Source organism: Aerosticca soli (assembly GCF_003967035.1).
In the GTDB taxonomy this organism is placed as follows: domain Bacteria; phylum Pseudomonadota; class Gammaproteobacteria; order Xanthomonadales; family Rhodanobacteraceae; genus Aerosticca; species Aerosticca soli.
Window position 1 is genome coordinate 634,577 of record NZ_AP018560.1, and the last position, 16,660, is coordinate 651,236.

Sequence of the window (16,660 nt, forward strand, 5' to 3'; positions counted from 1 at the left end):
GATTCCCCGCCCGCAAGGGAGAGGTCCCTTGTGGGTGGCGTGGATGGACGCGGTAGGTCCGTAGGAAGAAACGACCAGCACGGTTTCCCGCGCTTGCAGCCTCGAAGGTCTCGACTGCCTGGGCATGTGCCGGCAACGCCGACGAACATGGGGCAAGCATGGCCCTGGGGCGGTCTGCCTGCCCGCAGGAAACGGCACCGCACCACAACCGTTTTCCTGTGCTGCGGGCAAGAAAAAGCCCCTCGAAAGGGGCTGGAGGAATCAGGCTTGGTACACGAAGTAGTGCTCGCGCTGACGCGGAAAGAACACGTGTTTCCACGTGTCGCCGCTTGTGTTGCCACCGTCGAAGACGACCATTTCGTAGTCGTCCACGTCGGTGTCCACCAGGTCGGCGCTGGCGATATGGCGCATGTGCAGCGTGCCGCTCATGCGCTCGAATACCAGGATCTGGCCGATGGCATCTTCCTGGCTCATGGCGTTGACGCAGGCTCCGAGTTGGTGCTCGAAGTCGGATGCGGGTGTGATGAGGTCGGGGAACATGGGATCGCTCCTGTGAAAGTGCGCCGGCCCGGCTCTCTGGCGGGAGACCGGGCCGGCATGCGGTGAGGACAAGGAAGGCCGGGGATGTGTGTGGCAGCTATTCGCCGGCCAGCGATAGGCCCGGCAACACGGGTGCGTCGGCATCGAGGATGAGGATGCGCACGTCGGCCTGGCCGGCCAGTTCAAGGATCTGTGCCAGCTCGTCCGGCATGCCCTTGCTGCGGTGCTCCTGCCGAAGCTGCTCGGCGGCGATCCCCTCGACGTCCTGCAGGTGCTGGTCCGTCCAGGGCGTGGAGATCAGCTTGACGCCGATCGCCGGGCTGTAGGGAATCCGGAACGCGATGAACAAAAAGGCCTCCGGCGTCGCGAGGTCAGCCAGGTTGGCCAGGTACTGGCCGGTTTCGCGGCTGATGTGCGCGCTGCTGATTTCCCAGCACCGGCTGTAGTAGCCGGTCTCGAAGCTCAACCGCTGCACGACTTCCCGTGCGGCCTCGGCCGAATAGGTGTCGCCAATGTGGACGGGGCGGCCGTCGAAGTCGTCGCCGTGGATCGCGTACACCACGGCACCCACCATGCCTTCGCCGCTGCCCCCTTCAGCCGCGTCGCATTCGGCGATCAGTGCGGCGCCGACAGGTTCGGTGCCAGTCCTGACCACCGCGAAGTCGCTGGTGATGATGCAAGGAGAAGAAACCAGCGCCGCGTCGCAGAGGTGCTGCTGGCTCGGGTGGATGTTTCGCCAAACATGCGGGCTTCCGTCCTCGTAGCTGATGGACAGCGTGCGGACGATTTTCAGATTCCAGTAGCCGCGTAGAAAGGGATTGGGATTCTGGGACATGGGATTTCTCCAACAGAATAATGATGGAGCAAATCCCCGCCACCGGGAATTGACCCCGGTGGGTGGAAAGAAAGGAAACAGCGTCAGGTGACGCTGATCGTTGGCGTTTGGGCCAATCGCTCGGCGACGCGCCGGCGCAAATTCATGCGGAATGGCTCGTCGCTGACGCCCGCCAGCAGATTGATGGTCTCCAGCGCGATCAGGGCCGAAGCCTCTTCGATGTCGGCGGCCACAATGGTCTTGCGCAATTGGTCGCCGAGCTGGAGGGCCTGGGAGGAGGAGCTGATGAAGCGGACCTCGCGGCTCAGGTAGCAGCCGTTGCCGCCGAACTCGAACAGCCGCGGCTTGCTGCAGTACCAGCAGCCCTCGAACTGGATGGCGGTCAGGTGGTGCCCGTCATCGAACCGGGTGGCGATCAGAAACAATGCGTCGAGATCGGCGGTGTCCTCGAACGAATGACGGTCGATCAAGTTCCCCAGCTCTTCGTCCTCATCGGCACGGAAGTGCACGGCGAGCAGTTCGAGCAGCGGCGGGATCGACAGCCCTTCGTCGTCCGGCATCGGAATACCGAGTTGCGTGGCCAGGTCTTCCAGGCCATCGAGCACGTCCGGCCATTGCGGATTGGTGGTCTCGGCGATCTGGGCGATGTAGGCCTGCCCGTTGCCGGGGTGGCTCTCGTCCAGCGCGAAGGCGCCGAACAGCGCCTGGATGACGGGCGTCACACGGTCGAGCACGAGAACGCCGGTGGCTTCGTAGTAGTTGTTGGCCATGAAGGCTCCTTTCGATGAATGAACGGAGCCAGCCCTTGCGGACGATGGCATCCGCAGGGGAAACCGCCTGATGCCGGATGGCGCTGGGCGGGGAGAAAACGCGAGGGACATGGCCTCGAACGAGGCGCATGTCCCTCATGGGGTCCCGTGAACGCAGTGATGAAGGTGTGCCAGGGACCGGCTCACCAACCGCTGTAGTTCAGCAGCAGGTCGGCGATCACCTGGCGACGTTGCAGATCGAGACCATCGAAGTCCGACAGTCCTTGGAAGTGGCAGCGCTTGAGCATGGCACCGCCCTCGCGCGCGTTGTAGAAGCTGAACATGGCGGACAGGAACATGCGTTCCCCGCTGCTCAGGACGCCGAGTGCGTCGTTGGCACGCAGCATGTCGGGACGCAGATCCCACTTGCTCTTTGCCTGGTTCAGGCCTTCGCGCGTGCCGTCGCCAAACCATTGCGGGCCTGCGATCTCGACGCCGCGCTTCCAGACCTCGAAGAAGGCTTGGGGCGCGGCGGCGAAATGCTGCTCTTCCCGCATGATCTGATCGACGACTTCCTGGGGCAAAAGCTGGTTCATGACGTGGTTCCTCCAGTTGGATCAGGGTGTGGCGAGCTGGGACCAGCCGCCTCTTTCGAGGGCACGTTGAGCCGCGGCATAGCTGCGGAAGTACTGGCAGGATTCCCGCGAAACGGGACCTTCTGTATCGCGCGTGCCGATGTAGTGGCCGGCGGCGCTATGCAGGATTTCGAGCGGCAGGAACTTGCCGCAATGGATCAAGGCCAACTGGCCGAAAGAGGCTTGCTGGGACATGGACGGGCTCCTTGGAAAAAGCGGGGCCTCGTCCCTCACGGGATGGCAGCTCCCGCACGCGGTTGAGAAAAAAGCATCGGCGTCACGGGTGACGCGCGTCCGCAGACTCGATGCGATGGCGGACTGGCGGGTAGCGCGGAAAGAATCCGCGGCAGCCTGGAAACTCTGGCTGCTGGCATGGTGCTGACGAATCAGCGACACATGCGGGCAGCTTCATGCGCGAGGCGAGCCGCGTCAGCCGGAAATCGGCATTTGCAACAGCCCCGATTGGCGAACGCGGAAAAAAGAAAGCCCCGCAATAAGTGCGGGGCTGTCAGGAGGATGAGGCGAAACTGGGTCAGCGAGGCCTGTCGCCCAGTACATGCTGCTTCCACAGGGCGAATGCCTCGTCCGGTCCCAGCTCTGCGAGGATGACGATGGGCTGGCCCCGACGGGCACGCAGCGATGCGAAATACGCTGGCCGGTCGGCGATGGCGTTGAGCTTGATGCCCTTTAGGAACAGCAACTGGCGGGGGCGAACTTTGGTGGTAACGCAGGCATGATTGCGCTTGTTTGGGGCAAAAGGGCCAGCGAAGCGGGCGGACACGGCCAGAAAACCGCGACGAACTACTTGTACTTGCCAGGCGAGGCGAACGGGTGACATCAGCATATCGCTATGCGGTAAAGAAGACCGTCCTAAAGCTTGCAGGATCCCGGCATAGCTTCATCATCACCTCTCCGTGACGGCTCATTGGAACGAAAAAGGCCAGCATCGCCGTGATGGACTTTCATAATTGCCAGGTCAACTGGCTTGCGTGCTGTTTATTCACAGCAAGGCATTGCGACGTCGTTGCAGCAATCGCCGCCATCGCAACAGGGCGTTGCAGCAAAAGCGGCGGTGGGCGCTAGCATGAGGGCCAAGCCGCGGCCGCTCATGCTGGGGGCCGTTCTCTTCAGATTGGTGTCCTGCACCGTGTGCATTGCGAATTTCCGGATCGTCCCAATGTCACTGGGACTCCTTTGTGGCGGCCGGGTTCTCCACGCTCATGAACGACTGGGCCACCAGCGCGATCGCCCCGCCCACGATGGCCATGTCAGCGATGTTGAAGGCGGGCCAGTGCCAGCCGTGCAGGTGAAAGTCGATGTAGTCGATAACGTGCCCGCGCGTGGCGCGGTCGAACGCGTTGCCCAATGCGCCGCCCAGAATGAGGCTGTACGAAAGGCCTTCCGTTTTGCGCAGCGGCCGGGAGAGCAGCCATGCGAGCCATGCCGATATTGCGAACGCGATCGCCAGAAAAAACCACCGCTGCCAGCCGCCCGCGCCAGCAAGGAAGCTGAACGCCGCGCCGGGATTGAGAGCGTGAACTAGGTTGAAGAATGACGCCACCTCGTGCGACCAACCCAAGGGAGTTGTCGCGTCAATGTAGCTCTTAGCTGCCTGATCGCCGGCGAATATAACGATCGCGAGTGAGTACCACTGCGTCTTGCGAAGAGATGGTTCATCCATTGTTCATGCCGCCTTGAACTTCAGGAGGCGCAGCCCATTGACGACAACCAAAAGACTTGCCCCCATGTCAGCGAACACAGCCATCCACATGGTGGCATGCCCTGTGAACGTCAACGCAAGGAACACCGCCTTGATGCCAAGGGCCAGAACGATGTTCTGCGTGAGGATCGCCGCAGTGCTACGCGACAGCCGGATGAAGGCGGGGATCTTGCGCAGGTCGTCGTCCATCAGGGCGACGTCGGCTGTTTCGATCGCGGTGTCGGTGCCGGCCGCGCCCATGGCGAAGCCGATGTCGGCACGGGCGAGCGCGGGCGAATCGTTGATGCCGTCGCCCACCATGCCCACCTGGCCCTCGCCGCCGACCAGGCTTTCGATGGTCTTGAGCTTGTCTTCGGGCAGTTGGTCACCACGGGCTTCAGAGATTCCGACCTGGGCAGCGATGGCCGCGGCCGTGTGCTGGTTGTCCCCCGTCAGCATCAGCGTGCGCACACCCAGCGCCTGCAGGTCGGCCACCGCCTCACGGCTGGTTTCCTTCACGGTGTCGGCCACTGCAAAAATGCCGAGCACGGTCGCATCGTCCATCAGCAGGATCGCTGTCTTGCCTTGGCGCTCCAGGGTCTCCAGCCGAGCCTGGAGCGTCGCTTCGCTCAGGCCCAGCTCCTGGGCGAGCCTGTGGTTGCCCATGTGCAACATGCGCCCGGCGACGCGGCCGCGCACGCCGCGGCCAGGCAGCGCCGCGAAGTCGTCGACCTCGTGCAGCGCGATGCCGTCACGGTTCGCCTTGCGGGCGATGGCCTGAGACACAGGATGGTCCGATCGTGCCGCGAGGCTTGCGGCCCAGGCGGCAACTTCCTGCGCCTCGCCGATCAGCGGCACGAAGTCGGTCTGCTCGGGCTTGCCATGTGTGAGTGTGCCGGTCTTGTCCAGGGCCAACGCCTTGAGCTTGCGCCCGCCCTCCAGGTAGACGCCACCCTTGATCAGGATGCCGCGTCGGGCGGCAGCGGCCAAGCCGCTGACGATGGTGACCGGCGTGGAGATGACCAGAGCGCAGGGGCAGGCGATCACCAGCAGTACCAGGGCCTTGTAGACCCAGTCAAACCATGCGCCGCCGAAGGCGAGCGGCGGCACGACGGCAACCAGCACGGACACCGCGAACACCGCCGGCGTGTAGACGCGGGCGAACTGGTCGACGAAGCGCTGCGTGGGCGCACGGCTGCCCTGCGCGGACTCCACGGCATGGATGATGCGCGCGAGCGTCGAGTCGCTGGCGCCTGCGGTCACCTTGTATTCGAAAGAGCCGGTCTCATTGATGGTTCCGGCGAAGACCTGGTCACCTTCGGCCTTCTCGACGGGCAGGCTCTCGCCGGTGATGGGCGCCTGGTTGATGGCCGATCGACCCGAGGTGATCAGGCCGTCCAGTGCGATGCGCTCGCCAGGACGCACGCGGACCACCGCGCCCTTTGCGACCTCCTTGGCCGGCAGCTCTGTCCATGAGCCATCGGCCTGCCGCACGGTCGCGGTCTCGGGCGCCAAGTCCATCAGCCCCCGAATGGCGTTGCGGGCGCGGTCCAGCGACTTCGCCTCGATCACTTCCGCCAACGCGAACAGGAACATGACCATGGCGGCCTCCGGCCAGTGGCCGATCGCCATGCCGCCGGTGACCGCGATGGCCATCAGGGCGTTCATGTTCAGGTTGAGGTTCTTCAGCGCGATCCAGCCCTTCTTGTAGGTGCTGAGGCCGCCGGTGAAGATCGAAACCAGTGCCAGCACGATCACGGCCCAATGATTGCCGTCGTTGACCCAGTACACGCCTTCGGCGGCCACCGCCGCAACGCCCGAAACCGCCATCGGCCACCAATTGGTCTTGTGCGCGGCCACCGGGGCATCGCGCGGCTCATCAGTCCTCTGGACCTCGGCTTCCATGCCCAGCGATTCGATGGCTTCGACTGCCGGCTTGATCGCGTCGGGTGTGTGCCGAACCGTGAGCGTGCGCTGCATCAGGTTGAAATCCATTCCCTGCACGCCCGGCATGCCTTGCAGCTTGCCGCGGATCAGACTTTCCTCGGTCGGACAGTCCATCTTCGCGATGCGAAGTACCGTGGTGGCTGTCTGCATGTCCTGCCGCGCAGCCTGCATTCCAATGGAAGCAAGCGCCTTCTCGATCGGCGCTGAGGTCGCCAGCGTGTGCTGGACTCCCAGCACACGCTGCATCAGATTGAAGTCGAGCGCGGTCACACCCGGCAGCTTGCCCAGCCGGTCGCGGATCAGCGCTTCTTCCGTCGGGCAATCCATGTTCTCGATCCGGTACGTCACCCGCTCGCCGATCGGCGGCGCGGAAACGGCAGCGGTTGGTTGCTGCTGCAGGGCCGAGGATGGGATCACAGCCGCGGCTTCGATCGGCCCCGTGTGGCCGAAGGTCTGCTCCTTGGCGCGCATGCCGATCGAGGCCAGGACCTGCTCCATCTGCGCGCGTGCCTGAGCGAGGTGTTTCACCGACAGGGTGCGCTCAGCGAGGTCGAAGTCGAGGTCCTGAATTCCCTCGACTGCCCCGAGGTGCGAGCGGATGAGTTTCTCCTCGCTCGGGCAGTCCATGTTCTCGATGCGGTAGGTGGTCGACACGGCGGCGTCTCGGACAGCCTGAGCCTTCATGCCCACCGAATTCAGCGCTTGCTCCAAGGCATCGGCCGAGACTTCGCGGTGCGAAATGGTCAACAAACGCTGCGGAAGATCGAACAGGAGCCGCTCGACACCGGGCATGCCCTCCAGCGTTCGCCGCACCAGTGCTTCCTCATTGCGGCAATCCATGTTGCTCACGTGGAAAACGGTGGTTTCAGTGCTGGCCTGCTCACTGGCGCACGCCGTCTGTTGGCCATTGCCGCCGGAGCAGGCGCATGGGCTGGAAGGTTCTTTGTTCATAGATCGCTCTTCATTGACAAGGTTTTCCCCGGATGCCATCATTAGAAAACCTCTAGTAGATATAGAGTCAAGTTTTTTATAGGAAGCAACCATGATGCGGATCGGTGAACTGGGCAAGAAGGCAGATTGCTTGGTGCAGACCGTGCGCTTTTACGAGTCAGAAGGCTTGCTGCCCGAGCCTGCACGTAGCGAGGGCAACTTCAGGCTCTATGACGAAGTCCATTTGCAGCGCTTGCTGTTCATCCGCCGCTGCCGGGCGAAGGACATGACGCTGGATGAGATCCGTCAACTGCTGAACTTACGGGATCGGCCAGAGTTGGGCTGCGGCGAGGTGAACGCGCTGGTCGACGCTCATATCGCGCAAGTGCGGACCAAGATGAAGGAATTGCGCGCCTTGGAGCGCGAGTTAATGGATCTGCGACGCTCCTGCGATAGCGCCCGAACCTCGCGCGAGTGCGGCATTCTCAACAGCTTGGCCGAGCCCGCCTGAAGCTCGAGCGTGTCATCGGTGCTGGAAGTGATCGGGTCCAGTTCTGAGAGCCACGTGCCGCGCTCCATCATGCGAAAGCGCGCGATTCTGACGTTTTGAGACGGCGTGCGACCGAGGGCGTGGCCCACAGGAGCCAGCGCGAGCCGGACGACCTGCGCGCCGCAATCTCCGCCACCTTACGGGTTCTCCAGGCCAGACCGAGCATCGCGGCGTGGCTGCGCAGGTGCAGGTGCAGGCCAAGGTAGCAGTGCGCCACGACGCGGCCCGACTCATGGGCACGCCACGCAACTCGCGATCGCTTCGCAAGAAGCCGCAAGGCCCGACTCGCGCAAGAATGCGACGTGGGCAAGATCGTATAGCCAGCAGCGCAAGCGTTTGCCGCTGCTGGCCGGCTCCGGAAGGGATAGACAAGCTGCGGGCCGTAGTCCATTGGAAAGTCCATCTTTCTTGAGTGTCACTCTTTGGCGCCCAGCGTGTGCTTTTGCGACCGGAAAGCGCTGAACAAGTGGCCCCCGGGCATCCAGAAATCGCCGTAGTTGACTTGGGCGTCTTCGTGCTCACGCTTGTGATGCCAGCGATGGGCTTCAGCCACCCCGATCAACAATCCCAACGGCCCGACCCGGTATCCCAGATTGGAGTGCTGGAAGGCCAGATGCACGACCAAGAAGCCGAGCCATGCGCCGACGGCCAACCACAGCTTGGAACGCCGCTACTGGCTCAACGGGGAGTGGAAAGGCCGCCCGCCCTCTAGCAAGGCGGCACAAGCGAGCGCGACGATCACTGTGAGTAGCTCCGTCGGAAAAGACGGCCGGCCGGTCGCGAGCTCGCCGAAGAGCACAACCGCAGTGGCGCCACGGATCAGTGGATAGCAGCCATACCGGATGACAGTCGCAATGAAGGGGGCGCATTGGTGCTCATCTGTTCTGTCCTAAAGCTCTGACTGGATTGGAAAACCTTCTAGCTACGGTAGAGTCAAGGGCGTCCGGGAAGACCCTGTGGCAAGTTCGTTGCATCTGCGCCTTGACTCTCCAGCCGCTACAGGCTTCAGCATCCATCGATTTGGAAGGAACAATGCATGGCTGAAAACCACAGAAATCACGAAAACGACGAGTTGGGCCGCCTAGATGCGAGCGATGCGAAGGACCGAAAGATTCTTCTGACTGTGTTGCTGATCAACCTGACGCAGTCCGCCGCCGGCATTGCCCTTGGCATCTGGGCTGGCTCTACGGCGCTGATGGGCGCCGGGTTGGACAACCTCGCCGATGCGTCGGTCTATGCGGTTAGCCTGTATGCCGTCGGTCGTGCGGCAACGGTCAAGGTGGGCGCGGCCCGCTTGTCGGGTTTCTTGCTAATCGGCCTGGCCGCGCTGCTGCTGTTGGAAGTCCTACGCCGCTTCGCTGGAGGGGAAGAGCCTGTCGGCCCAGCCATGATGGCCATGGCCGCGCTGAACGCGGCTTTGAACCTAGTGTGCCTCAGACTACTGCGCCGCCATCGCGGGGAAGATGTGAACTTCAAGGCGTCAGCGATCTTTACCAGCAACGACTCCATCGTCAATGGTGCGATTGTGCTGTCCGGGGTGCTGGTGATGGGGTTCGGGTCGAACATCCCGGATCTGGTGCTGGGCGTCATCGTGGCCGCAATCGCAGCGAATGGGGGGCGGGAAATCCTGCGCGAAGCATCGGAAACAGCTCGCCGTAAGGCGGGCACATAAGGCATGTTTTCGCCCAGTTCATCCCGAGGTTTACCTCTGCAAAAGAGGTAGTCCAGCCTTTGGGCTACGGCCTCGGCTGCAGCCGAGCGTACCATTGGCGATGGCCGCGCGATAGGCGGGCATGCCGTTCTCGACCTCCGTCTGCCGTACAGCAGCGGTGCGCAAGGTTGAGGGTGCATGTCGTCTCTCCTGTTCGTGTGGCCCAGGCCAATGGCCGGGCCGGGACGTTGATGGGCAGGAGAATGGCGCCGAAGGCCCAACGGCCTTCGGCTCGGGAGAAAAGAGGAACCACCCGTGGGCTGATTGGCAGGCCCGGTCGTCGCTAGAACCGTCTGCTCATCAAGCAATCACACCCGGCCCATGTCGTGGCTGGGGCCGGCATCGTCTGGCGCACATCCGCGCACAAAGGGAGCCCGTTTTTGCACCGGCGGGCACCGGCACCGATTACCGCTGACCACGAAGGGTCTCCCGGTGGCTCGTGCAGCCTGGCAAGCCACCGGGAGACCCTTCGCAGAGGGCGGAAGAAACGCAGATCAACAGAACGCGCGTGGTGCGGCTCGCAGAGAAGCTACCTTCAGGTCCCGCGGCCGGGGACGGCTGGGCGGGACGCGCACACGGATCAAGAAGGCGTTGCGCGCTGGGCGTCCCGCAGGGCATGCGGCGGAGTGCGGGACAGGGGCCACGCCGCCGAAGGCGGGCACGGCTCACGGGGAACGGGGGCGGTCAGGAGCCTTTGCGGCCGCTACGGCGCGGGCGCGAGGCGCCGCGCTTGGAGCTGCCGGATTCGACTGGCAGCGTGCCTTTGCAGTCCGGGTAGCGGCTGCACGACCAGAACGGGCCGCTCTTGCCGCTGCGCTGGCGCGTGGGTGCGCCGCACTGCGGGCATGCCGGCCCTTGGGGAACCTTGATGGACAGGGAGGCGCTGCCGTACTGCGCAATCAACTGCGAAATCCACGCGGCCTGCTTGCCGATGAACACGTCCAGGGTGAGCTGTCCGGCCTCGATCATGTCGAGCGCCTGTTCCCAGACGGCGGTGGTGCCAGGGTCGGCAATCGCCGCAGGCACGGCATCGATCAAAGTGAAAGCCGCATCCGAGGCGCGGATGGCGCGCCCCTTCTTCACGAGGTAGCCGCGAGCGATCAGGCCGCCGATGATGTTGGCCCGCGTCGCTTCGGTGCCGATGCCAACCGTATCCTTGAGCTTCTGCTTCAGGCGGGGATCGGACACCAGCTTGGCGACGCCTTTCATGGACTTGACCAACTCGCCTTGCGTGTACGGTTTGGGCGGCAGCGTCTTGAGTGCCTTGAGATCGACGTCGGCCACCTGGCATGCCAGGCCCTCATACAGTTTCGGCAGCGCGGGCAGCACCTGGGCGCGGACCGCAGTATCGCCCTCGCCATCACCGTCTTCGGCCTGCGGCTCGGCGAGCACCTGGCGCCAACCCGGGATGACAACCTGCTTGCCCGTGGCCGCCAGGTTCTGCCCCCCGCACGAAAACTTGGCCACAGTGCGGTCGAACTCGTGGTGAGGGAGGAACTGCGCCAAGTAATGCGACCGGATGAGCCTGTACACGGCCAGTTCCTTCTCGCTCATGGCGGAGAGCTTCGCCGGTTCGAGCGTCGGGATGATGCCGTGGTGCGCCGTGACCTTGCCATCGTTCCAGGCGCGCGAGCGCTGCGAGCGGTCGAGCTGGCCCATGATCGAGCGCAGCGAGGGATCGGTCTTGAGCAGGCTGTCGAGAACGGTGGGCACTTCGGCAAACATGCTCTCGGGCAGGTAGCCGGAGTCCGAGCGGGGGTACGTCGTGGCCTTGTGCGTCTCGTACAGGGCTTGGGCAATCTCCAAGGTTTCCTGCACGTCCAGCCCAAGCTGCTTGGAACACACTTCCTGCAAGGTGCCCAGGTCGAACGGCAGCGGCGGGCCTTCGCGGACACGCTCAGTCTCCACCGACACGACGTGGGCACTGCCCGCAGCGCGGATCTGCTGCATGGTCTGCTGTGCGACCGGCTGCCGCAGGCAGCGGCCTGCGTCGTCGGTGCACGCATCGGGTGGAACCCATTGCGCGGCGAAAGTCGAACCGCCTGCGAACAGGGACACGGCGATGGCCCAGTATGGTACGGACACGAAGCGCGCGATCTCGCGGTCGCGGTCCACAACGAGCTTGAGCGTCGGGGTCTGTACGCGGCCGACCGACAGCACGCCGTCGTAACCCGCCTGTCGCCCCAGCACCGTGAACAGCCGGCTCAGGTTCATGCCCACGAGCCAATCCGCACGGGAGCGCGCCAGCGCCGAGTGGTACATCGAAAGCGTCTCGGCCGAAGGCCGCAGCTTGCCCAGTGCCGCCCGAATGGACGCATCGTTGAGCGCCGACAGCCACAGGCGTTCGATGGGGCCGCGGTAGCCGCAAAGCTCCACGATCTCGCGGGCGATCAATTCGCCCTCGCGGTCGGCATCGGTGGCGATAACCAGGTGAGTCGCCTTCGCCAAGAGCGCCTTGACGACCTTGAATTGCGTGGCGGTCTTCGGTTTGACCTCGACCCGCCAGTGCTGGGGAATGATGGGCAACTGCTCAACGGACCATCGTTTGAGCTGCTCGTCGTAGGCCTCGGGCGGCGCCGCCTCCACGAGATGGCCGATGCACCAGGTGACCGTGACGCCGGAACCGTTGAGGCAGCCTTCACCGCGCTGCGTGGCGCCGAGAATCCGGCCAATGTCTTTGCCCTGGGAGGGCTTCTCGCACAAGAACAGCCGCATATCCGTCCATCCCGATTCCTGTTGTTCATGGAGTTGCTGGGATCGAGGATGCCGAGCGCAGCCCCTGGCAGCAGCAAACAAGCCGCATGCGGCAGCGACCGCTTTCACGCCGATGAAATGGCGAGTGCGGGGAAGGTGCGTGGCCGGAAGTGTGCGGGCCGAGAGCCGCGATTTCCGGGAGCGCGCGTGGAACTCGGTGGACGTTGGTGGAGCTATCCCCTGGGGATAATTCGCAGCGCATGGAGGGCGGCGAAGCACTGCGGCAGCCGCCCTCCATGCCCGATCACTTCCTGCGCTTGGTCTCTTTCGGCGCCGTCGATTCCTGGGTGGCCTGGGGCTTCGGCTCTGCCTCCTGTGGCTTCGGGCTGAGGGCCACAGACTCGATGCGGTACGGCAGGATGCCGACACTGCGCGCGTTGACCTGCCAAGTCTCACGCGGCTGATCTTCGTTGTCCGTCCAGGGGTCGCGCTCCATGCGGCCGACGACCAGCACCCGCATGCCCTTCTGGTAGAGCTGCTGCCAGCGGTCGGCGTCGTGGTGCCAGAGTTCCACCGGCGCCCAGAAGCCGCCGCGGTCCTCGAACTCGCCGCCCTTGGTGGGGACGGGGTTGTCGAAGTACACGTTCAGCCGGAGCAACCGGCGAGGATCGTCGTTGCCATTGGGGAATTCGCGGTACTCGGGAGGCGATCCGATGTTGCCCTCGCCGATGAATTGTGTGCTCATGTTGGAATCTCCGTGGTGGTTGAAATACCCGTGCCTCGTTGGGCTCGGGCGCGTGCTCGGATGGCAGGCGCAATCACCGATCGCGCACTGCGGCAGGAACGGACGCGAGCCGGCGCAGGTAGGTGTTGTCCGCCTGCGCGGCCTTGCTGGCGCATTCCTGTGCTTGCCTGCCCAGGGTGTGCAGCAGGCTGATCTGCATGTTCAGCATGACGCGCTGCAGTTCGATCTCGTGCAGGTCGTGCAGCAGGTTGACCGGCGTGCTGGGGCTCGCCATCAGCTCCTGCCACAACGCCACGCCCATGGCCGATCGATCGTGCTTGCGCCAGCGAAGAAAGGTCGTGCCTGCGCCAGTGGTCTGCTGGGCCAGCTCGACGGGAAGCAGGTGGAAGGGATGCCCGCACGCCTGTGGCAGCACCTGTCGCTGCGCCAGGGCAATCAACTCGTCGCGCATGGCGAAGCACTGGCTGGCCCAGGCCTCGAAGTCCCCTTTACCTTTAAAAGGCTTTAAAAGGCCTTTTAGAGAGGCCGCGTGTTCCAGCCGCATGAAGGCTGGCTGTTCCAGACGACGGAAGTAGCGCGGTTCGCGGTTCGGGTCGCTCATGCCGGTTCGTCCTCGCCGGCGGCTGTGGACTTGGCCTCGGCCGAATCGGCGGCAGCGCCTTCGTCGGTGGGAGATGCGGCTGCGGCAGCGCTATCACCACGCTGTTGCAGACCACGGCGCACGACGGGCGGCGCAAACTTCGAGCGGCGCATGCCTTCGAGCACGTCCTGCGGCAGTTCGCCGAACTTCTCCAATGCTGCCCGAGCTGCGGCGTTCTTGGCCGCGAAGTCGTCGCGGGTGCAGCCCGAGTAGCGGTATTGCTGGGCCAGGCTGAACAGGCTGCGCAGCGCGTGGGCACCTTCGTTGAGCCAGCGCTCCAACGTCGAGCGATCGATCAGCGCGGTGTGGTGGGCGAGGATCAGCTTGCGGGCGATGTCGTCGTAGTCGGCCAGCAGATAGACGGCGGCAAAGCCGAGCTGCGCGTTCACGAACAAGGGGAGCTTCACCGGCTGCACGTTGAGGTTCTCACCCAGGCTCAACGCCGCAGGCACGCCGGCCAGTGCCTGGTCAACCTGCTCGCGCAGCGATTGCAACGTGGTCCTGGTCTGGTCGAGCTTTTCCTCGATGCGCAACATCCACCAGTCGCTGTACGGGTCGTCCTGCTCCGAGCCGCGCTTCATCTTGTTCATCACGGCGATGTAGCCGTTCAGGCCGACGATGCCGGGTCGCCCCTCGGCGGCGGCGCGGCCATGCCAGATGCGCGAGGCGTGGTGGGTGTGCAGCGTCAGCGACATCGCGCTGCGCAGGGAGCCGAGGTTGAGTTGCAATGGTTCGTTGCTGGTTGCCATGGTGATCGCTCGCTGGTGGACAGGGAGCCGCCAGCATCCGCATGCAGCGGAAGGCAGTCAGTCAACAAACCGAAATGAGCCGACCCCCGGTTCTGTGCGCGCTGGCGGCGCAGCGCGCAACGGTCCCCTGGGGACCGCTCCGCAGATGGGCACTCACATCGGCGTTCCCGTCCTCGGTTGTTGACGGTATGCGTGCTGCACCGCACGTCGCGCTGCCGTTCGACACGATCCTTCGCCGCGCAGCCGTCCCCAGGGGACCGTTCCGTTGAGCGCCATGGAGGTCTGCTTCATGGTCTTGCATGCGCTCTACTCAGGTTTTGCGCAGCATGTCGCGCCGTCGCCCGGCGCTTCACCGCACAGCCGTCCCCAGGGGACCGTTTCTGCCGACCGCCATGGAGATCTACTTCACGGCTTTGACAAGCCCTGTGCTCAGGATTTGCGCAGCAGATCGCGCAGGCGCTCGATGTGCTGCCGGGCCACCTCGGGCGGCACGACGTTGCGCGGCGGCTCGGTTGGTGGCGCTCGCGCCGCCGATGGTGTTGGCGGTGCCGGGCCGGTCTGCTTGGCCCAGGCATTGAACTCGCCGCGCATGGCGCGCTGGATGATGCCGAACAGATAACCGGCGGGGTTGCGGATGCCATGCTTGCCGCACCGTGCGGCCCATTCGTCCAGCACGGCCTGCCGCAGGGCAGCGTCCACCTGCTGCAACGCCATCTTGGCTCCGGCCTGCTGTTCCGCCTTCAGTTCCGCGAAGCGCTTGGGCCATTGCAGGTCGCCCAGCGCACGCGCCTGCGCGGTAGTACGTACTTCATCAATACGACTACTACGTACTGTACGGTCCTGCTTCGAATTCCGAAGAGCGCCGTCTGGCGCGGGTTTCGGCCCTGCTTCGGATTCCGAAGATGGGCGATCGCCATTCCGAAGAAGGCTCGCGGGCCCTTCTTCGGAATCGTGGACCGCATCCTCCTGTGGATAACTTTCGGAGGCGGTGATGCCCTGGTCGGCCAGGCGCTCGGCGAGCACTTGCAGCCGCGACGGCAAGGTGCGTCCGGACAGCATCGGGTCGTCCGCGATCTCCTGGAGGGTGTTGAGTCCCACCACCTGGACGGCCTTGGCCGAATGCCCCAGCGACTGGCTGACCAGGGCCAGGTAGTCGGCGTCGAGTTGCATCGCCTCGAACGGCGTCAGCGGTTCGTCGTGCAGGACGTAGAGGTTGCCGAGGATGCGACCGGTCTTGGGGTCGCGCCGTCGTCGCACGAGGCTCAGCCAGCGCGTCAGGCGCAGCAGCGTCAGCGCCCGCGCCACGGTCTCATGGGAGGCCTGGCCTGCGCAGGGCATCGACGCCAGCCAGGGGCGCAACTGCTCATAGGTGGGAAATGCCGTGACGCCATCGTCGTTGAGCATCAATCGGAACACCTGCCAGGCGTTGCGCTCCAGCGGTGTCAGGCGGCGGTCGAGGAACAGCCGCCGCGGCACGCTCTCGTGCCGATTGCCACTGAACAGGAAGGCGTCGCCGGACGTAGGAGGCGTGGGCGTTGGAGCAGGCAGGGACGCGGGAGCGCCAGAGCTGGACTTGGGCGCGAGGTCCTTCAGCGCAGCGTCGAACAGGTCGGCGAGTGCGATGGGGCCAGGGCGCTGGGCTCGTGGGGCGGTGTCGTCCACGGCCATGGCCTAGCCCAATCCCTGATCGACCCAGTTCCTGATCGCGGCCCAGACCACCGAGAGCGGCAGCGACATGCCCTCGGCCAGGTCCATGGCCGCATCGAGAATCGAGGTCTCGTCCTCCAGATCGACGTTCCTGCTGCTGGTCACGGCTTTCCATTGCCGCCACAGTTCGGTGTCCTGGGTCTCGTCCAGGACGGGGTGGCGCCCCTTGCGCTTGGGCAGGCCGAGGATCTCCCGCCGCAGGGCGACTTCCTGATGGGTCAGGCCATAGAAGCGGCTGACCATCTCCGTGCTGGCCCCCAGCCGCAGCATGCGATCGACCGTGGCGATTTCCTTCTCCACGTCCTGTGCCTGGTTGAGCAGGCGCTGCAGCACTTCGCGGTTGACCGTGACCGAGCACCACGAGACGCTGGCGTTGGCCAGCACGCTGATCAGCGCGGGGTGCTTGAGCGCATCCAGCTCGGCCTCGCCGAAGCCCATGGCCTTGCAGCGGCGCAGTTGGCCGTTGCGAAGGTCATACAGCGCCTGGGCAATCACGGCCTGGTTGAGCGGATGCGATGTGGACATGCGG

At 64.5% G+C, this 16,660-nt stretch carries 18 protein-coding genes; 2 read left to right on the forward strand and 16 right to left on the reverse strand.

The genetic code is table 11. The annotated features are described in order from the left end of the window. Positions 1-261: 261 nt before the first annotated feature. The 8 genes from ALSL_RS02880 to ALSL_RS02915 all read right to left on the reverse strand — a co-directional run bounded on the left by ALSL_RS02880 (position 262) and on the right by ALSL_RS02915 (position 7,356). Positions 262-540, reverse strand: coding sequence for a hypothetical protein (locus ALSL_RS02880; RefSeq protein ID WP_003116828.1), 279 nt, complete (start codon positions 538-540; stop codon positions 262-264). 97 nt (positions 541-637) lie between these two features. Further along, on the reverse strand, positions 638-1,375 hold the full coding sequence (locus tag ALSL_RS02885) for a DUF5983 family protein (RefSeq protein ID WP_003116829.1): 738 nt from the start codon (positions 1,373-1,375) through the stop codon (positions 638-640). An 83-nt stretch (positions 1,376-1,458) separates the two neighbouring features. Continuing rightward, complete coding sequence (locus ALSL_RS02890; RefSeq protein ID WP_003116830.1) at positions 1,459-2,145, reverse strand: hypothetical protein; 687 nt, start codon at positions 2,143-2,145, stop codon at positions 1,459-1,461. Between the two features lie 182 nt (positions 2,146-2,327). Continuing rightward, positions 2,328-2,720, reverse strand: coding sequence for a hypothetical protein (locus tag ALSL_RS02895; protein ID WP_003116832.1), 393 nt, complete (start codon positions 2,718-2,720; stop codon positions 2,328-2,330). Positions 2,721-2,741: 21 nt separating this feature from the next. Further along, the gene (locus ALSL_RS02900) at positions 2,742-2,954 is read right to left on the reverse strand and encodes a hypothetical protein (protein ID WP_003116833.1); all 213 of its coding nucleotides are present in this window, start codon (positions 2,952-2,954) and stop codon (positions 2,742-2,744) included. 337 nt (positions 2,955-3,291) lie between these two features. After that, entirely contained in the window at positions 3,292-3,603 is a 312-nt protein-coding gene (locus ALSL_RS13920) for a hypothetical protein (RefSeq protein WP_003108988.1), read from the reverse strand. 336 nt (positions 3,604-3,939) lie between these two features. Continuing rightward, complete coding sequence (lspA, locus tag ALSL_RS02910; RefSeq protein ID WP_003098955.1) at positions 3,940-4,440, reverse strand: signal peptidase II; 501 nt, start codon at positions 4,438-4,440, stop codon at positions 3,940-3,942. Between the two features lie 3 nt (positions 4,441-4,443). Beyond that, positions 4,444-7,356 (reverse strand): heavy metal translocating P-type ATPase, encoded by a 2,913-nt coding sequence (locus ALSL_RS02915; RefSeq protein ID WP_003098961.1) that lies wholly within the window; start codon positions 7,354-7,356, stop codon positions 4,444-4,446. Between the two features lie 91 nt (positions 7,357-7,447). On the opposite strand from ALSL_RS02915, the gene cadR reads away from it, so the two are divergent. Continuing rightward, positions 7,448-7,846 carry a Cd(II)/Pb(II)-responsive transcriptional regulator gene (cadR, locus tag ALSL_RS02920; RefSeq protein ID WP_003098965.1) on the forward strand — a complete coding sequence of 133 codons (399 nt, stop codon included), beginning with the start codon at positions 7,448-7,450 and terminating at the stop codon, positions 7,844-7,846. Positions 7,847-7,913: 67 nt separating this feature from the next. On the opposite strand, the gene ALSL_RS13925 is transcribed toward cadR, so the two are convergent. Continuing rightward, positions 7,914-8,288: a DUF3703 domain-containing protein gene (locus ALSL_RS13925; protein ID WP_011516992.1), complete on the reverse strand. Its 375-nt coding sequence runs from the start codon at positions 8,286-8,288 to the stop codon at positions 7,914-7,916. 12 nt (positions 8,289-8,300) lie between these two features. Further along, positions 8,301-8,510: a sterol desaturase family protein gene (locus ALSL_RS13665; RefSeq protein WP_014747696.1), complete on the reverse strand. Its 210-nt coding sequence runs from the start codon at positions 8,508-8,510 to the stop codon at positions 8,301-8,303. A gap of 411 nt (positions 8,511-8,921) precedes the next feature. On the opposite strand from ALSL_RS13665, the gene ALSL_RS02930 reads away from it, so the two are divergent. Beyond that, entirely contained in the window at positions 8,922-9,557 is a 636-nt protein-coding gene (locus tag ALSL_RS02930) for a cation efflux transmembrane domain-containing protein (RefSeq protein WP_003098972.1), read from the forward strand. 723 nt (positions 9,558-10,280) lie between these two features. Here ALSL_RS02930 and ALSL_RS02935 read toward each other — a convergent pair. From ALSL_RS02935 to ALSL_RS02960, 6 genes are all read right to left on the reverse strand, one after another. Beyond that, the gene (locus ALSL_RS02935) at positions 10,281-12,311 is read right to left on the reverse strand and encodes a DNA topoisomerase III (protein WP_003116834.1); all 2,031 of its coding nucleotides are present in this window, start codon (positions 12,309-12,311) and stop codon (positions 10,281-10,283) included. A gap of 283 nt (positions 12,312-12,594) precedes the next feature. Then, on the reverse strand, positions 12,595-13,035 hold the full coding sequence (locus ALSL_RS02940; protein ID WP_003098976.1) for a single-stranded DNA-binding protein: 441 nt from the start codon (positions 13,033-13,035) through the stop codon (positions 12,595-12,597). Positions 13,036-13,108: 73 nt separating this feature from the next. Beyond that, positions 13,109-13,636, reverse strand: coding sequence for a DUF3158 family protein (locus tag ALSL_RS02945; protein ID WP_003098978.1), 528 nt, complete (start codon positions 13,634-13,636; stop codon positions 13,109-13,111). Continuing rightward, positions 13,633-14,424 (reverse strand): PFL_4669 family integrating conjugative element protein, encoded by a 792-nt coding sequence (locus tag ALSL_RS02950; protein ID WP_003116836.1) that lies wholly within the window; start codon positions 14,422-14,424, stop codon positions 13,633-13,635. The genes ALSL_RS02945 and ALSL_RS02950 overlap by 4 nt, the downstream gene beginning before the upstream one ends. 429 nt (positions 14,425-14,853) lie before the next feature. Further along, on the reverse strand, positions 14,854-16,092 hold the full coding sequence (locus tag ALSL_RS02955; RefSeq protein ID WP_003116837.1) for an STY4528 family pathogenicity island replication protein: 1,239 nt from the start codon (positions 16,090-16,092) through the stop codon (positions 14,854-14,856). A gap of 3 nt (positions 16,093-16,095) precedes the next feature. Beyond that, a complete protein-coding gene (locus tag ALSL_RS02960; RefSeq protein WP_003090097.1) occupies positions 16,096-16,656 on the reverse strand; it encodes a DUF2857 domain-containing protein in 561 nt (186 codons plus the stop codon). Positions 16,657-16,660 lie beyond the last annotated feature (4 nt).

What these genes read in the sequence shown, in the direction of transcription:
- ALSL_RS02930 (WP_003098972.1), top strand. Translation starts at nt 8,922, where the DNA reads ATGGCTGAAAACCACAGAAATCACGAAAACGACGAGTTGGGCCGCCTA.
- ALSL_RS02960 (WP_003090097.1), bottom strand. Translation starts at nt 16,656, where the DNA reads ATGTCCACATCGCATCCGCTCAACCAGGCCGTGATTGCCCAGGCGCTG.
- ALSL_RS02880 (WP_003116828.1), bottom strand. Translation starts at nt 540, where the DNA reads ATGTTCCCCGACCTCATCACACCCGCATCCGACTTCGAGCACCAACTC.
- ALSL_RS02915 (WP_003098961.1), bottom strand. Translation starts at nt 7,356, where the DNA reads ATGAACAAAGAACCTTCCAGCCCATGCGCCTGCTCCGGCGGCAATGGC.
- ALSL_RS13920 (WP_003108988.1), bottom strand. Translation starts at nt 3,603, where the DNA reads ATGCTGATGTCACCCGTTCGCCTCGCCTGGCAAGTACAAGTAGTTCGT.
- ALSL_RS02885 (WP_003116829.1), bottom strand. Translation starts at nt 1,375, where the DNA reads ATGTCCCAGAATCCCAATCCCTTTCTACGCGGCTACTGGAATCTGAAA.
- ALSL_RS02895 (WP_003116832.1), bottom strand. Translation starts at nt 2,720, where the DNA reads ATGAACCAGCTTTTGCCCCAGGAAGTCGTCGATCAGATCATGCGGGAA.
- ALSL_RS02900 (WP_003116833.1), bottom strand. Translation starts at nt 2,954, where the DNA reads ATGTCCCAGCAAGCCTCTTTCGGCCAGTTGGCCTTGATCCATTGCGGC.
- ALSL_RS02955 (WP_003116837.1), bottom strand. Translation starts at nt 16,092, where the DNA reads ATGGCCGTGGACGACACCGCCCCACGAGCCCAGCGCCCTGGCCCCATC.
- ALSL_RS02935 (WP_003116834.1), bottom strand. Translation starts at nt 12,311, where the DNA reads ATGCGGCTGTTCTTGTGCGAGAAGCCCTCCCAGGGCAAAGACATTGGC.
- lspA (WP_003098955.1), bottom strand. Translation starts at nt 4,440, where the DNA reads ATGGATGAACCATCTCTTCGCAAGACGCAGTGGTACTCACTCGCGATC.
- cadR (WP_003098965.1), top strand. Translation starts at nt 7,448, where the DNA reads ATGATGCGGATCGGTGAACTGGGCAAGAAGGCAGATTGCTTGGTGCAG.
- ALSL_RS02940 (WP_003098976.1), bottom strand. Translation starts at nt 13,035, where the DNA reads ATGAGCACACAATTCATCGGCGAGGGCAACATCGGATCGCCTCCCGAG.
- ALSL_RS13925 (WP_011516992.1), bottom strand. Translation starts at nt 8,288, where the DNA reads ATGGACTTTCCAATGGACTACGGCCCGCAGCTTGTCTATCCCTTCCGG.
- ALSL_RS02950 (WP_003116836.1), bottom strand. Translation starts at nt 14,424, where the DNA reads ATGGCAACCAGCAACGAACCATTGCAACTCAACCTCGGCTCCCTGCGC.
- ALSL_RS02890 (WP_003116830.1), bottom strand. Translation starts at nt 2,145, where the DNA reads ATGGCCAACAACTACTACGAAGCCACCGGCGTTCTCGTGCTCGACCGT.
- ALSL_RS02945 (WP_003098978.1), bottom strand. Translation starts at nt 13,636, where the DNA reads ATGAGCGACCCGAACCGCGAACCGCGCTACTTCCGTCGTCTGGAACAG.